Genomic DNA, 20,051 nt, shown 5'->3' on the forward strand with positions numbered 1-20,051 from the left:
GAGAACGCGCTCACCGACCGGCTCCGGTGATCCGCGAGGCGGCCAGCTTGCCGCTGATCAACACCATCGGTACGCCCACCCCGGGCTGCGTGCCGGAGCCGACGAAGACCACGTTGCCGAGCGCCCGGTGCAGGTTCGACGGGCGGAACGGCCCGGTCTGGAAGAGGCTGTGCGCGGCGGCGAACGGGGTACCGGCGGCCATGCCCTGTTCCGCCCAGTCGGCCGGGGTGACCGTGCGCAGCACCTCGACGCCGTCGCCGAAGCCGACGTAGCCCCGCTCCTCCAGCGTCTCGACGAGCTGGTCGGCGTAGCGGCGGGTCAGGTCGCCCCGCCAGGGCAGCGCGGCCCGGTCGAGGTTCGGCACCGGGGCGAGCACGTAGTAGGTGTGCCGCCCGGCGGGGGCCACCGCGGGGTCGGTCCGGCTCGGGTTCGTCACCAGCAGCGACGGGTCGCTCATCAGCTCGCCTCGCCGGATCACCTGGTCGAACGTGCCGCGCCAGGACCGGCCGAAGTGGATGTTGTGGTGCGCGATCCGGGTGTAGCCCTGCGTCGACCCGACGTGCAGCACCACGCAGGAGGGCGAGTGGGTGAGTCGGCGCTGCCGCCCGGCGGGCAGCAGGTCGCGGTAGGCGACCGGCAGGTCCGGGTTGAGCACCACGACGTCCGCGGGGACGAACTCGCCGTCGGCGGTCAGCACGCCGGTGGCCCGGCCGTTGACCGTCTCGACCCGGGTCACCGTGGTGCCGTACCGGAGCTGCACGCCGTGCTTCTCCGCCGCGCCGGCCATCGCCCGGGAGACCGCGTGGACGCCGCCGCGTGGGAAGCACACCCCGGCCACCGAGTCGAGGTACGCGATGACCGCGTAGATGGCCAGCGCGTCGTGCGGCGCGAGGCCGGCGTACATGGCCTGGAAGGAGAAGATCCGCTGGGTACGCGGGTCCCGGAAGAACTGGTTGATCTTCGTCTGGAGTCGCCGGAACGCCCCGCTGGCCAGCAGCCGCACCAGGTTGGCGGTGAGCAGGTCGGTCGGCGCGTCCAGGTTGCGTTCGATGAAGTCGGCCCGCTCCCACCGCCACAGGTCGCGGGCGTAGTCGACGAACCGCAGGTAGCCGTCGGCCTCGCGAGGGCCGCAGACCCGGGCGATCTCGGCCGCCATCCGGGTGGTGTCCGTGATCACGTCCAGCGTCGACCCGTCCGGGTAGTACGCCCGGTACGCCGGGTCCAGCGGGGTCAGGTCAAGCCAGTCGGTCAGCTCCTCGCCGACCGCGCCGAGTGCCTCGGCGATCAGGTCGGGCATGGTGAGCACGGTGGGTCCGGTGTCGAACTCGTACCCGTCGACGCTGAGTCGGCCGGCCCGGCCGCCCGGCACCGCCTCCCGTTCCAGGACGGTCACCTGCCGGCCGCTGCCGGCCAGGTGCAGTGCGCACGCCAACCCGCCCAGGCCGGCGCCGACGACGACCACCCGGTCCGTGCGTCCGGTCACGATCCGCACGGGACCACCTCCCTCAAAACGGCCCGCGCGACACGGAGCACATCAGCCGTGACCGCGCGTTGGCCATGGGGGCGAGCGTACCCTAAGGTTACGAGTTGCGTCGATTTATGCGTCGAATCTGGGGGGTGGGTCGGGTGGACACCGATCTCACGGCTGCCTACGACCGCTGCCGCGAGCTGCACCGACGCCACGGCCGGACCTACTATCTCGCCACACGTCTGCTGCCCGCATGGAAACGGCGGCATGTCCACGCCCTGTACGGATTCACCCGCTACGCCGACGAGATCGTCGACCGGACCGAGGAGTTGCCGCCGGCCGAGCGCGCCGCCCGGCTGCGGGAGTGGTCCACCCGGTTCGCCGCCGGGCTGCGCGGGGAGCCGGTCGACGACCCGCTGCTACCGGCGGTGCTGCACACCATCGCCGTCTTCGACCTGGACCCCGCCGACTTCACGTCGTTCCTGCGCAGCATGGCGATGGACCTGACGGTGGCGTCCTACCCGAGCTACGCCGACCTGCTCGACTACATGGAGGGCTCGGCCGCGGTCATCGGCACCATGATGCTGCCGATCCTGGGCAGCTCCGACCCGGCCGCCGCCCGGGAGCCGGCCCGCCAGCTCGGCCTGGCGTTCCAGCTAACCAACTTCATCCGGGACGTGGCCGAGGACCTCGGCCGGGGGCGGACGTACCTGCCCGACGAGGACCTGGCCCGGTTCGACGTCACCCGGGACGACCTGTACGCGGCCCGGGCGGCCGGCCACGCCATTCCGAAGATCCGCGAGCTGGTCGAGTACGAGGTGACCCGCGCCCAGGCCCACTACGCCGCCGCCGCGCCGGGCATTCCGCTGCTCAGTGCCGCCTCGCAGTCCTGCATGCGCACCGCGTACGCGCTCTACGGCGGGATCCTCGACGAGGTGGCCGCCCAGGGCTACGACGTCTTCGTACGGCGGGCCCGCGTACCCGGTCGACGGCGGCTGGCGGTGGCCGCGCGGTCGCTGCTCACCCCGACCGGCACGCCGGTCGCGATCCCCGGCCCGGCGTTCCAGCCCGCGCTGGTGGCCTGACCGCACGTGCGACCGGCCCCGGTAGGTGGTCGGTGCGGTGGCCGGCGCGGGAATTCCGGCGCGGCCGGGTCGCGGCGGGGGCCGGGGTGCGAAATGCTGGCGGGATGGCGGAGCCGGAACTGGTGGACGTGGTCGTGGTCGGGCTCGGGGTCGGCGGCGAGGAGGTGGCCGGGCGGCTGGCCGAGGCCGGCCTCACCGTCGTCGGGATCGAGCGGGACCTGGTCGGCGGCGAGTGTCCCTACTGGGGCTGCATCCCGAGCAAGATGATGATCCGGGCGGGGAACGCGCTGGCCGAGGCGCACCGGGTCAACGAGCTGGCCGGTTCCGCGCAGGTCCGGCCGGACTGGGCGCCGGTCGCGAAGCGGATTCGCGAGGAGGCCACCGACACCTGGGACGACCGGCTGGCGGTCGACCGGTTCACCGGCAAGGGCGGCCGGTTCGTCCGGGGCAGCGGCCGGCTCGACGGCCCCGGCCGGGTACGCGTCGGCGAGCAGGTTTTCCAGGCCCGGTACGGGATCGTGCTGGGCACCGGCACCCGCCCCTCGATCCCGCCGATCGACGGCCTGGCCGGCACCCCGTACTGGACCAACCGGCGGGCGATCGAGGTCGAGGAACTGCCGGAGTCGCTGCTGGTGCTGGGCGGGGGCGCGATCGGGCTGGAACTGGCCCAGGTCTTCGCCCGGTTCGGCGTACGGGTGACCGTGATCGAGGCGGCCGACCGGGTGCTCGCCATCGAGGAGCCGGAGGCATCCGAGCTGGCTGCCACGGCGTTGCGCGCCGACGGGGTGCGGATCGAGACCGGGGTACGGGCCGGGCGGGTCAGCCACGACGGCACGACCTTCACCGTGCACGCGGACGGCACCGGGTTCACCGGCGAGAAACTGCTGGTGGTGACCGGCCGCAGGGCGCACCTGGAGGAGTTGGGGCTGGACACCGTCGACGTGGACGCCAGCCAGCGCTACCTGCCGGTGGACGGGCGGATGCACGTCACCGAGGGGATCTGGGCGGTCGGCGACCTCGCCGGCGAGGGCGCGTTCACCCACATCGCCATGTACCAGGCGGCGATCGTCGTCGCCGACGTGCTCGACCACATGCGGCGGAGCAAGGGCGGCCCGGACGCGAGCGGCACCGCCAGCGTGGTCGGTGGTGCGGCCGGGGTGGTCAGCGCGGTCGGCGGGGCGATGAGCGCCGGCGGGTCGACCGCCGCGCCGGGCAGCGTCCCGTACGCCGACTACCGGGCGCTGCCCCGGGTCACCTTCACCGACCCCGAGGTCGGGGCGGTCGGCCTCACCGAACAGCAGGCCCGCGAGCGCGGCGTCAACGTCCAGATCGGGTACGCGGACCTGACCTCCTCCGCCCGGGGCTGGATCCACAAGGCCGGCAACGCGGGCTTCATCAAGCTGGTAGCCGACGCCGACCAGGGCGTGCTGATCGGTGCCACCTCGGCCGGCCCGGCCGGTGGCGAGGTGCTGTCCGGGCTGGTGGTGGCGGTGCACGCGGCGGTCCCGATCAGCCAGCTCCGGCACATGATCTACGCGTACCCGACCTTCCACCGGGCCATCGAGGACGCGCTGCGCAACCTGCGCTAGCAGTTTCGCGGCGATTGCCGGAGCGGCCCCGGCGCGCACGCGCCGGGGCCGCTCGGTGTGGCACACGGTCAGCTCAGGCCGGACCAGAACGCGTACTGATGGTCGCGGATGAACTCGGTCGGCTGCCAGCGCCCCGAGGTCAGGGACTGCACGTGCGGGTGGCGCTCGGTGAACCGCTGCCAGCCGCCGTCCCCGCCGCCGTTCGGGTTGCCGTCCGCCGCGAACCGGGTCCACCCGCCGATCATCCGGTCGGCGAGCCGGTCCTGCTGCCGCGTCCGCGGCACGAAGAGGTCCATGTCGAACAGGTACGCCAGCTCGGCCATGTGCTGGGCCCGCCACGGGAAGCTCGGCTCGTTGTAGCCCACGAACCACGGCGTCTTCTCCTCGGCGAACTCGAACAGGTACGTCGTCGTCCACCTCGACAGCAGCTTCGCGGTGTCGTAGGTCGGCTTCGCCCAGTTCCGGTCGGTGCCGATGGTCGACAGGGCCAGCCCGGCGGAGTTGGCGTGGTCGGACAGGGGGTAGCGGGCCAGGACCCCGTCCGCGTCGACGCCGTACTGCTCGCGGACCGTCGGTTCGTACGCCTCCACCGGGATGGGCGTCCCACCCGGGCTGATCTCCAGCCCGGCGTACCGGCCGTTCTCCTCGTCGTGGTTCAGGCCGACGAGCACGGGGACGCGGTGAAACCGGCCGGTGCGGAACGCCTCTGCCGGGCTCAGGGGCAGCAGCGGCGTGCCGGATACCGGGCGCGGCTCGCCCCACGGCCCGTACGCGGCCAGCAGTTCGGCCACGGTGGTTTCGGACGACCGCAGGCAGGTGGCCACGTCGGTGGCGTCGTCGCAGCCGACGGCCTTGATCACGCCGGCGCTGTCGGCCTCCGCCTCGGCGCGGGTGCGGGAGCCGCCGGTGGCGCAGGGTGCGCTCTGGATGATCGCGCGGTCGAACAGGCCCGCCGACATCGGTGAGGCGAGGTGGTCGCAGACCGCGTACCCGCCACCGGACTGGCCCATGATCGTGACGTTGCCGGCGTCGCCGCCGAACCGGTCGACGTTGGCCCGTACCCAGCGCAGCGCGGCCTGCTGGTCTTCGAGGGCGAAGCTGCCCGAGCCGTACGCCGAGCCGCCGTCGAGCGACGGGTGGGTGAGGAACGCCATGACGCCGAGGCGGTAGTTCATCGACACCACGACAGCGTTGGCGGCGAGGCGGTCCGGCCCGTACATGTCGCCGGTACCGAACATCATGCTGCCGCCGTGGATCCACACGATCACTGGCAGGCGGTCACCCTTGCGGCCGGGCGTGGTGACGTTCAGGTACAGGCAGTCCTCCGCCTCTCCGGGCACGCCGATGGGCAGGCCGACCGGCTGCGCGCAGGCCGGGCCCGGGCGGGTGGCGTCCCGCACACCGGACCAGGGCGCGGTGGGCTCGGGTGAGGTCCAGCGGCCGGGCGGCGCGGCGTACGGGATGCCCTGGAAGGAGCGAAGGCCGGCGTGGACGGCGCCGCGCACGGCGCCCTTGTCCGTGGTGACGACGGCGGGGTCGCCGGGGGTGGCGGCGGCCGGCGGGGCGGCGCTGATCGCGACGGCGGCCAATGCGGCGGCGGCAAGGCACCCGAGGGTGCGCTTCCGAAACAGACCGGGGGTGTCCATGGTGGCTCTCCTGTCGTGGACGGGGACCGGAAGTGGTTGCTGCCGGAAACCGTAGATCCAATTTGGGCAATCGCGCAAGACGTTTGCCCAAGGCGATCGCCTAAGACGTTTGCTCCAGGGATTGCTACCCTGCTGGCCATGGGAAACCGCGAAGCGCTCCTCGCCGGGGCCAGGACCTGTCTGCTCGACAAAGGCTTCGACCGCACCACCGTGCGCGACATCGCCACCACGGCGGGCGTCAGCATGGCCGCGATCGGCTACCACTTCGGCTCGCGGGAGAACCTGCTGTTCCAGGCCCTGTTCTCGATCCTCGACGAGTGGGGTGACGTCGCCGGGCGTGCGCTCGTCCCCGCCGACGAGCCCGGCACGAACCCCGCTGAGGCGTACGAGCGGATGTGGGACGACCTCCTCGCGCAGGCCCGCGCCCACCCGAAGATGTGGCTCGTCTCCATCGACCTGTTCCTGCGGGCGCAGCGGCAGCCCGACCTGCTGCCTCAGCTCACCGAGGGCATGCGGCAGGGGCGCAGCGGCACGGCAGCGATCCTGGAGAGCGTCCCCGAGACCGAGGTGCCGGAACAGTCCGTACGCACTCTCGGCATGGTCCAGCTCGCGCTGATGTCTGGCGTGATCATGCAAGTGCTCTCTGACCCCGACAACCCCGTCACCGGCGCCGACGTGGTCGCCGGGCTGCGCGCCCTGGCGAAGATCACTGGCTGACCGCCGGCCCTTCCCCGCGTCGCCCCGTCATTCGGGCGTGCTGCCGTGCCGGCCCGCGCCGGCGGTGAATCGGGCCGCGCCTTTCATCGCATCGGTGATCAGGGACTCCATGCCGAAGGCCAGCTCGGTGGCCATCGCCTCCGGCTCGGGCAGGCCGGCGTTGGCGAGCAGCGCCGCGCGGTCGTTGCGCAGGCAGGTCTGCGGGTGCCGGGCGATCTCGGCGGCCAGCCGCTCGGCCTCCGCCCGGGCCGTACCCGGCACGACCAGCCGGTTGACCAGGCCCATCGCGTACGCCTCCTCGGCGGGAACCGGTCGGCCGGTGAGGATCAGGTCCAGGGCCCGGCTCTCGCCGATCAGTCGGGGCAGCCGGACCGTCCCGCCGTCGATCAGCGGTACGCCCCAGCGCCGGCAGAACACGCCGAGCGTCGCGTCCGACTCGGCGATCCGCAGGTCGCACCAGAGCGCCAGCTCCAGACCGCCGGCCACCGCGTACCCGGAGATGGCGGCGAGCACCGGTTTGGACAGGCGCATCCGGGTGGGTCCCATCGGGCCGTCGCCCTCCGGTTCGACCCGGTTGCCGCGCGGCGTACCGATGGCCTTCAGGTCGGCGCCCGAGCAGAACGTGCCGCCGGCACCCCACAGCACGGCGACCGCCGCGTCCGGGTCGGCCTCGAAGGCGCGGAACGCGTCCGCCAACGCCCGGGCGGTCGGGCCGTCGACGGCGTTGCGGGCCTCCGGCCGGTCCAGGATCACCGTGGTCACCGGCCCGGCGTGCTCGACGCGTACCCCCATCGGGTTAGCATGCCCTCGACGGCGGCCGGAAGGCCAGGGATTGGTGCGGTGTCGCGCTGGCCGGTCCCCGATCTTGGACAGGTTCCAGCCGCTGCGAACGGTAACTGTCCAAGATCTGCAGCGAGCGCGGGATCGGGTCAGGCGCGGGTGGGTGGTTGGGTGAGGAAGGCGCGCCAGGCGGTGGGGGTGAAGGTGAGGGTGGGGCCGGTCGGGTCCTTGGAGTCGCGGACGGCGACCAGGTTGGGAAGGTTGTCGGCGACCTCCACGCAGTCGCCGCCGTTGCCACTGCTGCGGCTGCTCTTGCGCCACCGAACGCCCGTCAGCTCCATGATTCCGCCACTTCCCTGATCAGATCGACCGACTGCCAGTGGGAGAGCGCCTCGCCGCGCACGTTCTCCCACGCGGCCATTATCGCCGCGAGGTCATCGACGTCGCTAACCACTTGTCCCTCAAGCTGGTTGTCGAGGTAGCCGGCGATCCGGTGGTCCGGGCAGGTGGCGATCACGAACGGGCCGTTCAGCCCGGCGTAGCCGCCGACCGAGGACGGCACCACGTGCACCCGGACGTGCGGCTCCCCGCAGGCGGCCACCAGGGAGAGCAACTGCTCGCGCATGGTCTCCCGGCCGCCGACGGGCCGGCGGAGGATTCCCTCGTCGATCACCGCGGTGAACTGGGGCGGATCGTCGCGCCGCAGAACGCCCTGCCGGGCGAGCCGATTCGAGACGTGCCGCTCGATGTCGGCCCGGGGCAGCGTGCCGGCCCCGACGAGGACCGCCCGGGCATACGCCTCGGTCTGCAACAGGCCCGGCAGCACCATGGACTGATAAGAGCGCAGCGCCACCGCCTCGCGTTCGATCTCCTGCCAGGGACGGAACCAGACCGGATCACGACGTCTTGAAGTGTCCGGCCAGATGTCCGACACGTCCCGGCCGAGCGCCCCCGCCGCCGCCACCCGATGCCGGGCATGCGGGATGCGGCCCTCGCTCAGCCAGCGGCCCACCGTCTTCGGGTCCACCCCGACCCGTTCGGCAAGCGATTCGGTCGTGTACCCGGTCGCGTTGAGCGCCACCCGTAGCGCGTCGTTCACGGTCCCTCCCCATTGGACGTCTCAAATATCTGCCGACCATACCGCTACGCGGTGTATCTGTCTGACCACCTTCGGCAGCGTGTTGTGCAGGACGGCGCGACCGGTGGAGGTGAAGGAGCCCGGCGGTCAGCGTCAGCGCCGGGGCCGCCCCGCCAACGACGTCGGGGCGGCCCCACTCACCGGTGACTGGGAGGAGAAAGATGCGTATCCGGTTCTGGCGGCAGCGGCCCGAGGCGGCACCGCGCGTACCCCGGCAGCGAAACCCGCAGAACGAGCGCCCGACATGGGCGAGCCAACCGACGGACGTCTTTCCCACCGACGGGTCGGGGCGCGCGGGCAACCTCACGCCGGCGCAGCGGTGGCGGGCCGGCGGGTGGCGGCGGAACGGCGACACGCGATGAGCCGGGCGTCCCGGCCGCACCTGCCGATGCGTCCACTGTGGCGGTGCCGGCGCTGCGGCGCGGAGTGGCCCTGCCAGCCGGCCCGGCTCGCCCTGCTGGTCGAGTACCGGGCGGATCGCACGGCGCTGCTGATCTACCTGAGCACCCTGATGGCCGAGGCCGGCGAGCAGTTGTCGCAGCTCAACGGGCACGCCGCCCCGGAGAGACTGACCGAACGCTTCCTGTCCTGGGCCCGGGCGCGGTGACGGCCCGTGCGCGGTGAGCGCTCAGCCGCGGCGGGCCAGGGTGGCGCCGAGGGCGGCCCCCACCACGCAGGACACGCCGAGCAACTGCGGCCAGGCCAGCAACTCGCCGAGCAGCAGCGCACCCACCAGCGCCGCCACCGCCGGCTCCAGACTGAGCAGCACCGCGAAAACCCGCGCCGGCATCCGGCGTAGCGCGGCCAGCTCCGCCGAGTACGGCAGCACCGACGACAGCAGCGCCACCCCCAGCCCGAGCGCCACGATGCGCGGATCGAGCAGTTCCGCGCCGCCGGACGCTACCCCGAACGGGAGTACGCAGAGCGCGCCCACCGCCATGCCCAGCGCCAGTCCCCGGCTGCCCGGCACGTGCCCGCTCATCGCCTTGCCGAGCAGCACGTACCCGGCCCAGCCGACCGCGATCAGCGCGCAGAGCAACAGGCCGAACGGGTCCACCCCGATCCCGCCGAGCCCGGCCAGGAGCAGGACGCCCGCTCCGGCCAGCAGTGCCCAGAGGACGTCGACCACCCGGCGGCTGCCGAGCAGCGACACCAGCAGCGGGCCGGCGAAGCCGACCGTGACCGCCACCCCGAGCGGTACCCGCTGGAGGGCGGCGTAGAAGGCGAGGTTCATGGCGGCCATCGCCACCCCGAACGCCCCGATCAGGCCGGCCGCCCGCCAGCCGGGCCACCGGGTCGGGCGGGTGACCACCAGCAGGACCAGCGCGCCGAGGCCGAGCCGGAGCGTGGTCGTACCCCCGGCGCTGGTGGCGGCGAAGAGCTGCTTGGCCACCGCCGCGCCGACCTGGGTGGAGACCATCCCGAGCAGCATCAGCAGCGGCGGGGGCACCGTCTCGGGACGGCTCAGCGCCGCGACCAGCCGGGTCGCGGCGACAGACGACGGGGTACGGGAGGCGTGCGCGTACATGCCGGTCACGATGGTGGGCGGCGGCGCGGGACGCGAGGGATTTCCCGGCCGGGCGACACCCGATGGGGTGATTGGTGGGGGCCGCCCGGTTTGGCGCCTCGTCTGCCGGGAAGTCGGACCACGTGCGCGGACTTGTGAACAATCTCGAACAGGCATCCCGGCTCGACCGGATCGGCGACCGGCTCCAGCGAGCCGTCCAGGGCACCCTGCGCGGCCAGCGGGTCCGGGACTTCCTGCACGGCGTCTGGTTGGGGCACCCCCTGCACCCGGCGATGGTGCAGGTGCCCGTCGGCGCCTGGATGAGCGCCGCGTTGCTGGACCTGATGCCCGGGCAGCGCCGGGCCGCCACCACCCTGATCGGGCTCGGTACGGCGACCGCCATTCCGGCCGCCGTCGCCGGGCTCAACGACTGGTCGGCCCTCTCCCGCGATCAGCGCCGGATCGGCCTGGTGCACGCCACCGCGAACGTGATCGGTTTGGCCTGCTACGCCGGCTCGCTGGTCGCCCGGTGGAACGGTCGGCACGGAATGGGCCGGGCTCTCGCGTACGCGGGGCTGTCGGCGGCGAGCGGTGGGGCGTACCTGGGCGGGCATCTCGCGTACAAGCAGGGGGCGCAGGTCAGCCAGAGCATCTCCGAGATGCACCTGATGAGCGAGGGCTGGCACCCGCTGGGCGACCTGTCCACCGTGCCGCAGCGGCAGATCGTCACCCGGGACATCGACGACGTGTCGGTGATCCTCTACCGGCACGGCGACGACGTCACCGTGATGCTGGAGCGCTGCCCGCACCAGAGCGGCCCGCTCGGCGAGGGCAAGGTGGAGCAGGTGGACGGCCACGACTGCGTGGTGTGCCCGTGGCACGGCAGCACGTTCCGGCTCAACGGTGGCGAGGTGGTGCACGGGCCGGCCGCCAACGACCAGGTCATCCTGCCGACCCGGGTCGTCAACGGCCGCCTGGAAGCCCGCCTGCCCTGACCCTGCCCGCCCCCGATCGCCCTGGTCCCCTGGTCGCCCTGACCCCTCCTCGGGTTGGATCTTGGTAGGAAGTGGCCCCTGGAGGGGCCGAAATCCTCCAAGATCGGTAGTGATCAGCTCTTGCGGTGGCGGCCGACCGGCAGCGTCTGCCCGGCGGACTGAGGGGCTGGGCGTCGACGCAGGCCGAGCACCGCGCCGATCTGCGCGCCGACGATGCTCGCCACCGCCAGCACCGCCGAGATCGCCAGGGGCCGGTTGATCCCGTCCTCGGCGGTGATCCGGGACGCGCCGGCCGCCATCGCCGGCGGCGGCCCGGCCGGTTCCACCGCTGTGGAGCCCGGCGTCCCGGTCCGCCCCGGCACCTGCGGGGACGCCGTAGACGCGTGCGGGGAGGCCGTAGACGCGTGTGGGGACGGCTTCGGCCTGGGTGCCTGCGGGGACGGTATCCCGGCGGGAGCCGGCCCGATCGCCTCCACCCCGCCGCCCGGAGCCGTCACCCCCGGGGCCGTCGTGCCCGGTGTCGTCGTGCTCGGTGTCGTCGTGCTCGGTTTCGTCGTGCTCGGTTTCGTTGTGCCCGGTGCACCGCCGGGTGCGGCGGGGCCGGCAGCCGGCGTACGCGGGGCGGGCGCAGGACGGGCCGGCGGCTTGTCCACCAGTCGTCCGGCGGCGTGCCGGCGAGCCCCGTCGTCCACCGCACCCTCGGGAAGTTTGAGTAGCTGGCCGGGGTGGATCCGATCCGGGTCGGTGAGCCGGTTCAGCCGGGCCACCTCCTGGTAGCGCTCGAAGTCGTCCAGGTAGCGCTCGGCCACCTCGCCGAGGTAGTCGCCCTTCGCCACCCGGTACACGACCGGCTGAGCCGACGCCGACGCCGACGCGGACGCGGACCCGGCCTGGACCGGCACCGATCCGGCCTGGGCCGGCGGCGCGGCCACCTGGACCGCCGGAGCGGCGACCACCGGTGCGGCGACGGTCGGGTGTGGCGCGGCCAGGGTGGCGGCGCTCGCCGCGGCCGGGCTCGCCGCCAGGATCAGCGCCACCGAGCCGACCAGCGCCGCGGCCGCCCGCTGCTGCCGGCCCATCCCGGGCAGCCGGGGGGCCGGCCGGCGCAGCGCCGCCGCCAGCAGCTCCACCAGTACGGAGAACGCGAACGTCGCCCAGCCGACCCAGCCCACCACGGCAAGCGCCCGCAGGAAGAGTTGCCCGTCGTCGCGGCTGGTCAGCGTCGTACCCACCTCGGCGAGGGTGGGCAGATGGTCGGGGAGGGGATTGCCGGCGAAGGCGAGGAGGGCGATCGGCCCGCCGGCCAGCACCGCGCAGAGCACGACGAGGGCGCCGAACCCGGTGAGGACCTGGCCGGTCCGCCGGACGGCGGAGCGTCGGGATACGGCCATGGCTGCCTTCCCTTTCTACGGTGCCCCGGTGAGCGCCCGTGCGGTGGCCTCACCGGTGACGGTGACGGAGTTGTTGAGGCCGAAAAGGCCGAGCAGACTGCGGCGGTAGGTGATGCGGACGCGTACCCGAATCTGCTTCTCGCCGTTCACCACCGGGAAGCTGACCTGGTGGCCGCTGACCCCGCCGGCGGCGCGCAGGTAGCCCGCGACCGCGTTTCGGGCACCCGCCTCGTCGATCTCCTTCGGGCCGCCCTCGATCGCCCGGGCCCGGTCGATGACCTGGCCACCGCTGCGGGCCGCCTCGGCGGCGACATTGTCGGCACGCTGCAACGACCGCAACTGCCCGGCGCCGTCGTACGCCAGGCTGATGATCACGAGTACGCCGGTCATCGCCACGGCGAGGAAGAGACTCACCCGGCCGCTCTCCGGCGCGCGCCGACGGGTCATCGGCGTGTCAGAAGTGTCACGGGTTTCTTCCTGGCCGGGTTGTCTTGAGCTGCCGAAGCACCTGGTCATCGGGGCCTCCCGAGCACAGATGGGAGTTTCGACGGAACGTCGGGATTCCTGACTCGTTGTCGCTTGTGCAGACGTTGGCGAGTGATTCCTGAAGTGGGGCGACCATGGCGCTGGCGGTGGTGCGGTCGATCGATGCCCCGCGTCGGCTGCGGACAGCGGCCGAGTTGGAGGACTTCGAGCAGGAGTTGGTCGATCAGTACGCCTTGGCGTCGGCTGGTTCGGGGATCACCGATCGGCAGATCGTGAAGGAGCGGTACGTACTGTTCGAGTTCATCCGGTTCCTTGGCGAGCCGGTGTGGACGTGCCAGCCTGGCGACGCCGACCGGTACCTGGTGCACCTGCGCAAGGATCGCGGGCTGGCTCCGGCGACGGTGACGGGGAAGGCGTGGGTTGTTGCGCAGTTCTTCGACTTTCTGCTGACGCGGTACCAAGGAGACATCCACGCGCTGACCGGCCATGTGCTGGTGCAGCCGATCGACGAGTACAACCGGCCGCCGAAGCCGTACACGGCAAATGTGCGAGTTCCCCCGTCCGACGGCGAGGTAGAGACCCTGTTCGGCGCTTGGCGCGGGGCGTTGCCCCAGGCGCGTAAGTATCTTCCGGCGGCACGGGACTATCTGGCGGCGTCGTTGTGGCGCCGGGCCGGCCTGCGGATCACCGAGACCGCGATGTTGGACATCCGTGACTGGCGGCCGGACCTGGGTGAGCTGGGCAAGCTGCACGTGCGCTTCGGCAAGGGCAGCCACGGCCGCGGGCCCAAGTCCCGAATGGTGCCCGGGATCAACTCGATCGGCGAGCTGCTGCAGTGGTGGCTGGTCGACGTGCGGCATCAGTTCGGCGACGACTGGGCAGACCCGCACGCGCCGTTGCTGCCCAGCGAACGTCGCGACCCGGTCACCGGCCGGTGTGAACGTATCGGCACCAACGCTCTGCGCAACGGCCTTGCTTCGGCGGTGCAACGGTGGCTGCCTTCCTGGCAGAGCCGGCTGACCCCGCACGGCCTGCGCCACTACTGCGCGTCGTCGCTCTACGCCCGAGGGGTTGACCTGAAGGCGATCCAGGAACTGCTCGGGCATTCGTGGTTGCAGACGACCACTGGCTACATCCACGTGCACGACAAGCACATCGAGCACGCCTGGGCCGCGGCGAACGAGCGTGTGACGGCACGCCTGACCGAGACGACGAGGGGGTAGGTCGATGCGGTGGAACCTGCGGATGAAGGCTGCCGAGCGGGGAATCTGGAAGTCCACCGAGCTGCGCCGCCGGCTGGCCGAGGCCGGACTGGAGATCAGCGCCGGGAAGATGTCGGCGCTGTGGACCGGCACGCCGACCACGATCCGGCTCGACGACCTGGAGCTGATCTGCGCGGTGCTGGACTGCACGCCCACCGACCTGCTCGTCTGCGAGGCGGACAAGGTCGCCGCACGACGCCCCGCCAAGACAGCCATCGCCTGCGGCGAGGCCACGCCGATCACCCCGCGGCTGGGCCGGACCCGATCGGCGCCACCGGTATGAGCAGACCCCGCGTCCGGCGATGCACCAGCTGCCGCACCACGCCGGTGGCCATGCCGCAGGTCGACTTCTGCTTCACCTGCTGGCCGGGTGGCCCGGTCATCCCGCCGCCATGCCTGCGCTGCGGCTCCCGTTTCGGCTACTTCGCCGCTGGGCTGTGCACCCGTTGCCACCCCTACGCCACGCCGCCGGTCGAGTCCTGCCGGGACTGCTACGCGTGGGGCGTGACCCGGCTGCACAACTGGCGGTGCCACGGCTGCAGCACCTGGCGCGCCAAGTACAAGGTCGTCGGCGACTGCCGCACCTGCGGCCGGGCCACCATCCTCGGCGCCGAGGGCGTCTGCCGACTGTGCCGCAAGCAGGCCACCCTGGTCCGCACCGGCCGCGACAAGCTTGACGTTGTCGCTGCCAACCGCAACGGGCAGCAACTGTTCCTGGCCAACATGTTCTCCGACGGCAGCCGCTACCAGCCCAAGTCCACCCCGCCCGCGGCCGACCACCCGCCGCGGCGCCCTGTCCGACACCAGCAACTGCTGCTGTTCACCATGGAGCGTGACCTCGCCGCGTGCGGACGCGCCGCCATGCCGGCACCACCCGACCCGGCTTTCGCCGACGAGCTCGACCGACACACCCGCTGTTACGCCGCTGCCCGACGGTGGGGCAAGAAGCACACCGACGAGGCCCGCTGGGGCATCCGCATCCTGCTCGGTCTGCAAGACACCCCCGGCGCGGCCATCAATGCCACCGAGGTCCTCCAACTGCGCGCCGCCGGCCTGCGCACCTGGACCGTGCTCGAGGTCCTCGCCGACGCCGGCCTGCTGATCGACGACCGGCACCCAGCGTTCGACACCTGGTTCCACAGCCAGATCGAGGGCCTTCCCGAGCCGATGACCACCGAACTGCTCACCTGGTACCACGTCATGCGGCACGGCCGTCCCACCAGCCCGCGCCGACGGCCGCGCTCCGAGACCACCATCCGCCTGCACACCAGCTGGGCCCTGCCCACCCTGCGCGCCTGGGCCACCAGCGGACACACCACCCTGCGCGAGATCAGCAAGGACGATGTGCTCGACGCCCTGCCCGCCTCCGGGAACCAGCGATCCACCGCCGGACAAGGACTCAAGTCGGTCTTCCGCGTGCTCAAGGAGCACAAGGTGCTGTTCACCGACCCAACCCGCCGCGTCAAAACCGGCGAACACGCATCCCGCCAGCCCGTCCCCGCCAACCTCGACGCCATCCGGCAGGCCCTCAACTCCAGCAACCTCGCCCAAGCAGCCGTCGTCGCCCTGATCGCCTTCCACGGACTGCGCCCCGGACACATCCGCCGTCTCAAGGTCACCGATCTGCGCGACGGACGCCTGCACACCGACGGCCGCGTCATCGTCCTGGCCGAGCCCGTGCTCGACCGCCTCAACCGCTGGCTCGACTACCGCCACACACGCTGGCCCAACACCCTCAACGACCACTTCTTCCTGCACTACCGCACAGCCTGCCGGCCCGACGCCGCAGTCGGCCAACGCTGGACCTGGCTCATCACCGGCAAAGGACTGTCCGGCACCGCGATCCGCGAAGACCGCATCCTCAACGAAGCCCACGCCACCGACGGCGATGTCCGCCGCCTCGTCGACCTGTTCGGCCTCTCGGTGCAGGCCAGCACCCGCTACACCGCCACCGTCGACCACCCCGGTCTCACCGGTCCGACCGCAAACCGCGATTCCACCACCGGCTGACCCGCCGAACCCCAGGACTTGATCTCCACACAACCACCACAGCAACACCCCCACGCCGGGTCGCGACTGTGGTTTCCTGCTCCCATGACCCCGCCCAGCAGCACCCTGCGCGCCGCCGACCAGATCGCCTACCTCGACCAAGCCGCCGCCAGCGATCCCGGGCGCCAATACAAGCAACAACTCCTCACGGCGCTGGACCTGCGCCCAGGCCACGTGGTGCTCGATGTCGGGTGCGGGCCCGGAACCGACCTTCCCGCGCTGGCCAACGCGGTCGGAGACAGGGGAGCCGTCATCGGCATCGATCACGACCCAGCGATGCTGGAGCAAGCCCAGCAACGAACCGCAGCGCACACACACGTCACGGTTCGAGCCGGCGATGCCCACGCCCTGCCACTCGACGACGCCAGCATCGACCGTGCCCGCACCGACCGGGTGCTGCAACACCTCACCGACCCCCGCCAGGCACTGGCCGAACTGCGACGAGTCGTACGTCCCGGCGGCCTGGTCGCACTGGCCGAACCAGACTGGGACACCCTCGCCATCGACGCCGCCGACACCGCAACGAGCCGCGCCTACACCCGCTACGTCACCAGCAAGGTGGTTCGCAACGCCGCTATCGGACGGCAACTCGGCCGACTCCTCAACGACGTCGGGTTCGAAGTCGCCTCCATCCAGGCCACCGTCGCCATGTTCCACGACTACCAAGCCGCAGACGCCATCCTGCGGATGCCCGCCGTCGCCCAGCGCGCATGGCAGTCCGGAGCCCTCGACGAGAACGCCGCCCGGACCTGGCTCACCAGCCTGACCAACGGCCCATTCCTGGCCGCCTTCACGTTCTTCACCGCCATCGGCCGCGTTCCCACCACAAACAGCTAGGCGGCGGAATCCACCGTTCCAGCCAGCCCGGCTGACGCTCTCGCCATAGCCGGTTCCCGAACTGAAGCGCACCGATATGCTCATCACACGCCACCCACACTCGGGTTCGCCGCAGAACCTGCTTCAGTAATCCCGAACCCGAGAGCTCTGCTCCGGTAACTGTCAAGCGGGGACGTGAAGCTCGCCGAGACCCGCTTGCCGCCCGGCACTCCGGGCAGCCCCGGCGCTCTCAGGTCGGCGAAGGAGACCGTGCAGGCCACCGTGACCGTGACGGTCGCCGGCACCCCGGGCGCGCTGCCGTACGCGGCGGCGAAGGTCGTCGCCCTGCCCTGTACCGAGCCGGCGAACGTCAGTGTCGGCGCGGCGGCGCAGTTCAGCCCCGACCAGTCGAGCTGGCGGCGGGCCGCGTTGGTGGCCGCGGTCCGACCGGTACGCGCGTCCCGAGCGATCGAGGCGGCCCGGGCGGCGTCGTGCGCGGCCGACTCCACCGCCTCGGCGGCCACGGCCGTCCGCCCGGCCACCCCGGCCAGCACCATCAGCATGATGAACGCCGGGGCGAGCACCGCCACCTCGATCGAGACCGAACCCCGTTCGCGCACCGGCCTCACCCCGTCGTCCATCGTTCGACCGTCCCGTGCGCGGTCTGGCGTACCCGGAACTGGACCCCCGGGATCACCGACAGGCTGCGCCCGGTGACCGTGCAGGTGACCTCGGTGGCGGTCGTCGTACAGGTGGGGGGCGGCCAGTCGACGAGCCAGTCACCGGCGGCGCGCAGGTAGTTGGTGGCCCGGACCCGGCCCGTGCCGGCCGGGGCCTGGAGCGTGCGTTGGGCGTTGACCCCGGTCTGTGCCGCGTTGAGGGCGGTGGACCGGGCGACGAACCAGACGCCGAGCTGGATCGAGGCGAAGAGCAGCACCAGGATCGCCGGCATCACCACCGCCAGCTCGACCGGGTTGGCCCCCCGCTCCGCCCCGCCCTCGGCGAGCCGGCCACGGACGACCACGGTGATCCGCCCCGGGCCGCGCAGGCCGGTGGGCCGGCCGGCGTCCGCCGGCCGGCTCCGGCCCGTACGGGCGGGGCGGGGCATCACGGTGCCGTGTGCTTCGGGATGGCCTTCATCCAGTCGTTGGCCCTGGTCAGGGCGAGCGTGGTGACTGCCATGGCGACCGCCACCAGACCGAAGATGATCACTGCGGTCGGCACCGGGCTGTCGCCCCGCTCGGCGTTGCGCCGCAGCTCGGCCAGGCGGCTGGTTACCGCGACGTGCAGGTAGGTGTAGAGGCGCATCGGGTTCTCCTTTTCGGGGTGGGTTCACAGACGGGCCAGGAACGGATAGACGGCGAAGCCGAGCAGGACGAAGACCAGCAGCGAACCCGGGATGTCCAGCCGGCTGGTCACCCCCTCGGCGCGGGCCAGGTTGTCGGTACGGATCTGGTCGCGCAGCGAGTCGGCGCGGCTGCGCAACGTCTCGTGCACCTGGGCGCCCTCGCTGCCGGAGGTGCGCATGATCGCGCCCACGTCGCCCAGCTCCGGGATGCCGATCCGGTCGGCCAGCTCCTGGAGCTCGTCCCAGGGCGAGTGCATCTGGAGCTGGGCGATCCGCAGCGCCTCCCGGATCCGGTCGAAGACCCAGCCGTCGCAGACCGCCGCCGCGCGTTCCAGCGACTGCACCGGGCCGTGCGCCGCGGAGAGCTGCAACGCGACCAGGTCCAGGTAGGTGCAGACCGCCTGGCGGAACTCGTCCCGCGCGGCGTCCGCCTTCGTCAGCACGTCGTGATGCGCGACGAGGCCGGCGACCAGCGCCAACCCCAGGCTCCCCAGCACCGGTACGACCATCGGCAGCGACACCCCGCCCAGGAAGAGCAGGGCCGACACCAGGGCCGGCGTGGCGAACCCGACCAGCGCGGAGAGCAGCACCGACAGGGCGTACTGCTCCGGGGTCCGGTCGAGCAGGGCGAGCTGCCGGTGCGGCGGGCGCAGCCAGCGGGAGAAGCCGACCAGCCAGTCCGGACCGCTCCGGACCGCTATCGCCTGACCGGGCGGCTGGTGCAGCCGGCGCAGCGCCGGGCCGAGCGCCGGGGTGGCCGGGAGCGCCTCGCGTACCACCAGGAAGAGACCGAGGCCGACGACCGCCCCGCCCAACACCGCGACGGCGAACTGCCAGTTGAGGATCACGTTCACGCGATCACCTCCTCCGGGTCCGGGGCCGGCAGGAAGCGCGCCGGCCGGGGCGGCTGGCTCATCGAGCGCACCCAGACCAGCAGCCCGACGAACGCGGCACCGAGGACCGCCATCACCAACTGCCCGAACGGCGTCCGGTACGGCTGGATGTACTCGGTGTTGACCAGCGCGTACGCGAGGGCGGCCAGGGTCATCCCGGTGAGGAAGCGGACCGCGAACCGGGGCTGCGTACGCTTCGCCTCGATCTCCCGGCGGGTGGCCACCTCGGCGGACGCGGCCGAGGCGATCGAGCCGAGTACGTCACCGAGCCGCTCACCCCGGTCGGTCAGGTGCAGGATCAGCGCGGCCACCACCTGGTCGCAGACCGGGTCACCGATCTCGTCGGCGAACGCGAGCAGGGCCGACTTCGCCAGCCAGCCGGCCTGGAGCCGGGCGGCGAGGGTACGTACCTCCTCCTGGATCTCCTCCGGCGCGGTGGCGATGGTGCCGACGATCGCCTGTTGTAGCCCCTGGCCGGTGCCGCAGATGTCCTTCAGCCGGCGGGTCCAGTCGCCGACCGCCTCGATCCGGGCGATGGCCCGCTGCTCGGCCCGGCCGACCGCGAACAGCCACGGCACCCCCGGCACGGCCACCGCCACCAACAGCCCGACCACCGGCAGCCCGGTCAGCAGGAAGGCCAGCGCGCCGGCCACCACCGCCGCACCGAGCAGCACCTGATATCTCCGCTGCTCCCGGCGGCCCGACCCGGAGCCGGTCGAGAGCCGGCGTACCCCGGGTTGCGCGCCCGGTGCCGGGCCGGCGGGCCGACGGGTGCCGACCAGCGCGACCACGACCAGCACCAGCCCGGCCACGAACGCCGCGCCGGAGAAGAGGGCGATCAGCTCGATCATCGACATGGTGTGCCCGCCTTCGCTCGCGCC

General features: G+C 72.4%; 22 protein-coding genes. 9 read left to right on the forward strand and 13 right to left on the reverse strand.

Going from position 1 to position 20,051, the window contains the following annotated elements; translation table 11 throughout:
* Positions 1-10: 10 nt before the first annotated feature.
* Positions 11-1,492: a phytoene desaturase family protein gene (gene crtI, locus GA0070621_RS24490; protein WP_091200158.1), complete on the reverse strand. Its 1,482-nt coding sequence runs from the start codon at positions 1,490-1,492 to the stop codon at positions 11-13.
* 134 nt (positions 1,493-1,626) lie between these two features.
* Between crtI and GA0070621_RS24495 the strand changes: the two genes are divergently transcribed.
* A complete protein-coding gene (locus GA0070621_RS24495; protein WP_091202809.1) occupies positions 1,627-2,553 on the forward strand; it encodes a phytoene/squalene synthase family protein in 927 nt (308 codons plus the stop codon).
* Between the two features lie 104 nt (positions 2,554-2,657).
* Positions 2,658-4,142 carry a dihydrolipoyl dehydrogenase family protein gene (locus GA0070621_RS24500; protein WP_091200160.1) on the forward strand — a complete coding sequence of 495 codons (1,485 nt, stop codon included), beginning with the start codon at positions 2,658-2,660 and terminating at the stop codon, positions 4,140-4,142.
* 68 nt (positions 4,143-4,210) lie between these two features.
* Here the strand turns inward: GA0070621_RS24500 and GA0070621_RS24505 are convergent, their stop codons facing one another.
* A complete protein-coding gene (locus tag GA0070621_RS24505; RefSeq protein ID WP_091200163.1) occupies positions 4,211-5,788 on the reverse strand; it encodes a carboxylesterase/lipase family protein in 1,578 nt (525 codons plus the stop codon).
* A 138-nt stretch (positions 5,789-5,926) separates the two neighbouring features.
* Here GA0070621_RS24505 and GA0070621_RS24510 point away from each other — a divergent pair, with 138 nt between their 5' ends.
* A complete protein-coding gene (locus GA0070621_RS24510) occupies positions 5,927-6,505 on the forward strand; it encodes a TetR/AcrR family transcriptional regulator (RefSeq protein ID WP_091200165.1) in 579 nt (192 codons plus the stop codon).
* A 27-nt stretch (positions 6,506-6,532) separates the two neighbouring features.
* On the opposite strand, the gene GA0070621_RS24515 is transcribed toward GA0070621_RS24510, so the two are convergent.
* The 3 genes from GA0070621_RS24515 to GA0070621_RS24525 form a co-directional block, all read right to left on the reverse strand.
* Positions 6,533-7,297 carry a crotonase/enoyl-CoA hydratase family protein gene (locus GA0070621_RS24515; protein ID WP_091200167.1) on the reverse strand — a complete coding sequence of 255 codons (765 nt, stop codon included), beginning with the start codon at positions 7,295-7,297 and terminating at the stop codon, positions 6,533-6,535.
* Between the two features lie 137 nt (positions 7,298-7,434).
* Positions 7,435-7,626 (reverse strand): DUF397 domain-containing protein, encoded by a 192-nt coding sequence (locus tag GA0070621_RS24520; RefSeq protein WP_091200168.1) that lies wholly within the window; start codon positions 7,624-7,626, stop codon positions 7,435-7,437.
* Positions 7,617-8,384, reverse strand: a complete 768-nt coding sequence (locus GA0070621_RS24525) for a helix-turn-helix domain-containing protein (RefSeq protein WP_091200170.1) — start codon at positions 8,382-8,384, stop codon at positions 7,617-7,619. The genes GA0070621_RS24520 and GA0070621_RS24525 overlap by 10 nt, the downstream gene beginning before the upstream one ends.
* Positions 8,385-8,781: 397 nt before the next feature.
* Here GA0070621_RS24525 and GA0070621_RS24530 point away from each other — a divergent pair, with 397 nt between their 5' ends.
* Positions 8,782-9,030, forward strand: coding sequence for a flavin reductase (locus tag GA0070621_RS24530; protein WP_091200172.1), 249 nt, complete (start codon positions 8,782-8,784; stop codon positions 9,028-9,030).
* 21 nt (positions 9,031-9,051) lie between these two features.
* On the opposite strand, the gene GA0070621_RS24535 is transcribed toward GA0070621_RS24530, so the two are convergent.
* A complete protein-coding gene (locus GA0070621_RS24535; protein ID WP_157740040.1) occupies positions 9,052-9,951 on the reverse strand; it encodes an EamA family transporter in 900 nt (299 codons plus the stop codon).
* A 122-nt stretch (positions 9,952-10,073) separates the two neighbouring features.
* Here GA0070621_RS24535 and GA0070621_RS24540 point away from each other — a divergent pair, with 122 nt between their 5' ends.
* Positions 10,074-10,925, forward strand: coding sequence for a Rieske 2Fe-2S domain-containing protein (locus tag GA0070621_RS24540; protein ID WP_091200174.1), 852 nt, complete (start codon positions 10,074-10,076; stop codon positions 10,923-10,925).
* Between the two features lie 113 nt (positions 10,926-11,038).
* Here GA0070621_RS24540 and GA0070621_RS24545 read toward each other — a convergent pair whose 3' ends face one another.
* Together GA0070621_RS24545 and GA0070621_RS24550 are read right to left on the reverse strand one after the other, a co-directional pair.
* Positions 11,039-12,316, reverse strand: a complete 1,278-nt coding sequence (locus GA0070621_RS24545; protein ID WP_091200176.1) for a LysM peptidoglycan-binding domain-containing protein — start codon at positions 12,314-12,316, stop codon at positions 11,039-11,041.
* A gap of 15 nt (positions 12,317-12,331) precedes the next feature.
* Positions 12,332-12,763 (reverse strand): hypothetical protein, encoded by a 432-nt coding sequence (locus GA0070621_RS24550; protein WP_091200178.1) that lies wholly within the window; start codon positions 12,761-12,763, stop codon positions 12,332-12,334.
* Between the two features lie 173 nt (positions 12,764-12,936).
* Between GA0070621_RS24550 and GA0070621_RS24555 the strand changes: the two genes are divergently transcribed.
* The 4 genes from GA0070621_RS24555 (at position 12,937) to GA0070621_RS24570 (ending at position 16,950) form a co-directional block, all read left to right on the forward strand.
* Complete coding sequence (locus GA0070621_RS24555) at positions 12,937-14,025, forward strand: tyrosine-type recombinase/integrase (protein WP_091191919.1); 1,089 nt, start codon at positions 12,937-12,939, stop codon at positions 14,023-14,025.
* 4 nt (positions 14,026-14,029) lie between these two features.
* The gene (locus tag GA0070621_RS24560) at positions 14,030-14,347 is read left to right on the forward strand and encodes a helix-turn-helix domain-containing protein (RefSeq protein ID WP_091191917.1); all 318 of its coding nucleotides are present in this window, start codon (positions 14,030-14,032) and stop codon (positions 14,345-14,347) included.
* Positions 14,348-14,397: 50 nt separating this feature from the next.
* Positions 14,398-16,074 (forward strand): hypothetical protein, encoded by a 1,677-nt coding sequence (locus tag GA0070621_RS24565; protein ID WP_091202005.1) that lies wholly within the window; start codon positions 14,398-14,400, stop codon positions 16,072-16,074.
* An 84-nt stretch (positions 16,075-16,158) separates the two neighbouring features.
* Positions 16,159-16,950, forward strand: coding sequence for a methyltransferase domain-containing protein (locus GA0070621_RS24570; RefSeq protein WP_091191915.1), 792 nt, complete (start codon positions 16,159-16,161; stop codon positions 16,948-16,950).
* An 83-nt stretch (positions 16,951-17,033) separates the two neighbouring features.
* Here GA0070621_RS24570 and GA0070621_RS24575 read toward each other — a convergent pair whose 3' ends face one another.
* The 5 genes from GA0070621_RS24575 to GA0070621_RS24595 are packed head-to-tail and all read right to left on the reverse strand — an operon-like array spanning position 17,034 to position 20,027.
* Positions 17,034-17,570 (reverse strand): TadE/TadG family type IV pilus assembly protein, encoded by a 537-nt coding sequence (locus tag GA0070621_RS24575; RefSeq protein WP_091200180.1) that lies wholly within the window; start codon positions 17,568-17,570, stop codon positions 17,034-17,036.
* Positions 17,555-18,037, reverse strand: coding sequence for a TadE family protein (locus tag GA0070621_RS24580; protein WP_091202813.1), 483 nt, complete (start codon positions 18,035-18,037; stop codon positions 17,555-17,557). Before GA0070621_RS24580 ends, GA0070621_RS24575 begins: the two co-directional genes overlap by 16 nt.
* Entirely contained in the window at positions 18,037-18,237 is a 201-nt protein-coding gene (locus tag GA0070621_RS24585; protein WP_091200181.1) for a hypothetical protein, read from the reverse strand. The genes GA0070621_RS24580 and GA0070621_RS24585 overlap by 1 nt, the downstream gene beginning before the upstream one ends.
* 24 nt (positions 18,238-18,261) lie before the next feature.
* A complete protein-coding gene (locus GA0070621_RS24590) occupies positions 18,262-19,125 on the reverse strand; it encodes a type II secretion system F family protein (protein WP_091202814.1) in 864 nt (287 codons plus the stop codon).
* Positions 19,126-19,127: 2 nt separating this feature from the next.
* Positions 19,128-20,027 (reverse strand): type II secretion system F family protein, encoded by a 900-nt coding sequence (locus GA0070621_RS24595; RefSeq protein ID WP_091200183.1) that lies wholly within the window; start codon positions 20,025-20,027, stop codon positions 19,128-19,130.
* Positions 20,028-20,051 lie beyond the last annotated feature (24 nt).

Origin of the sequence: Micromonospora narathiwatensis (genome assembly GCF_900089605.1) — a bacterium.
Lineage (GTDB): Bacteria > Actinomycetota > Actinomycetes > Mycobacteriales > Micromonosporaceae > Micromonospora > Micromonospora narathiwatensis.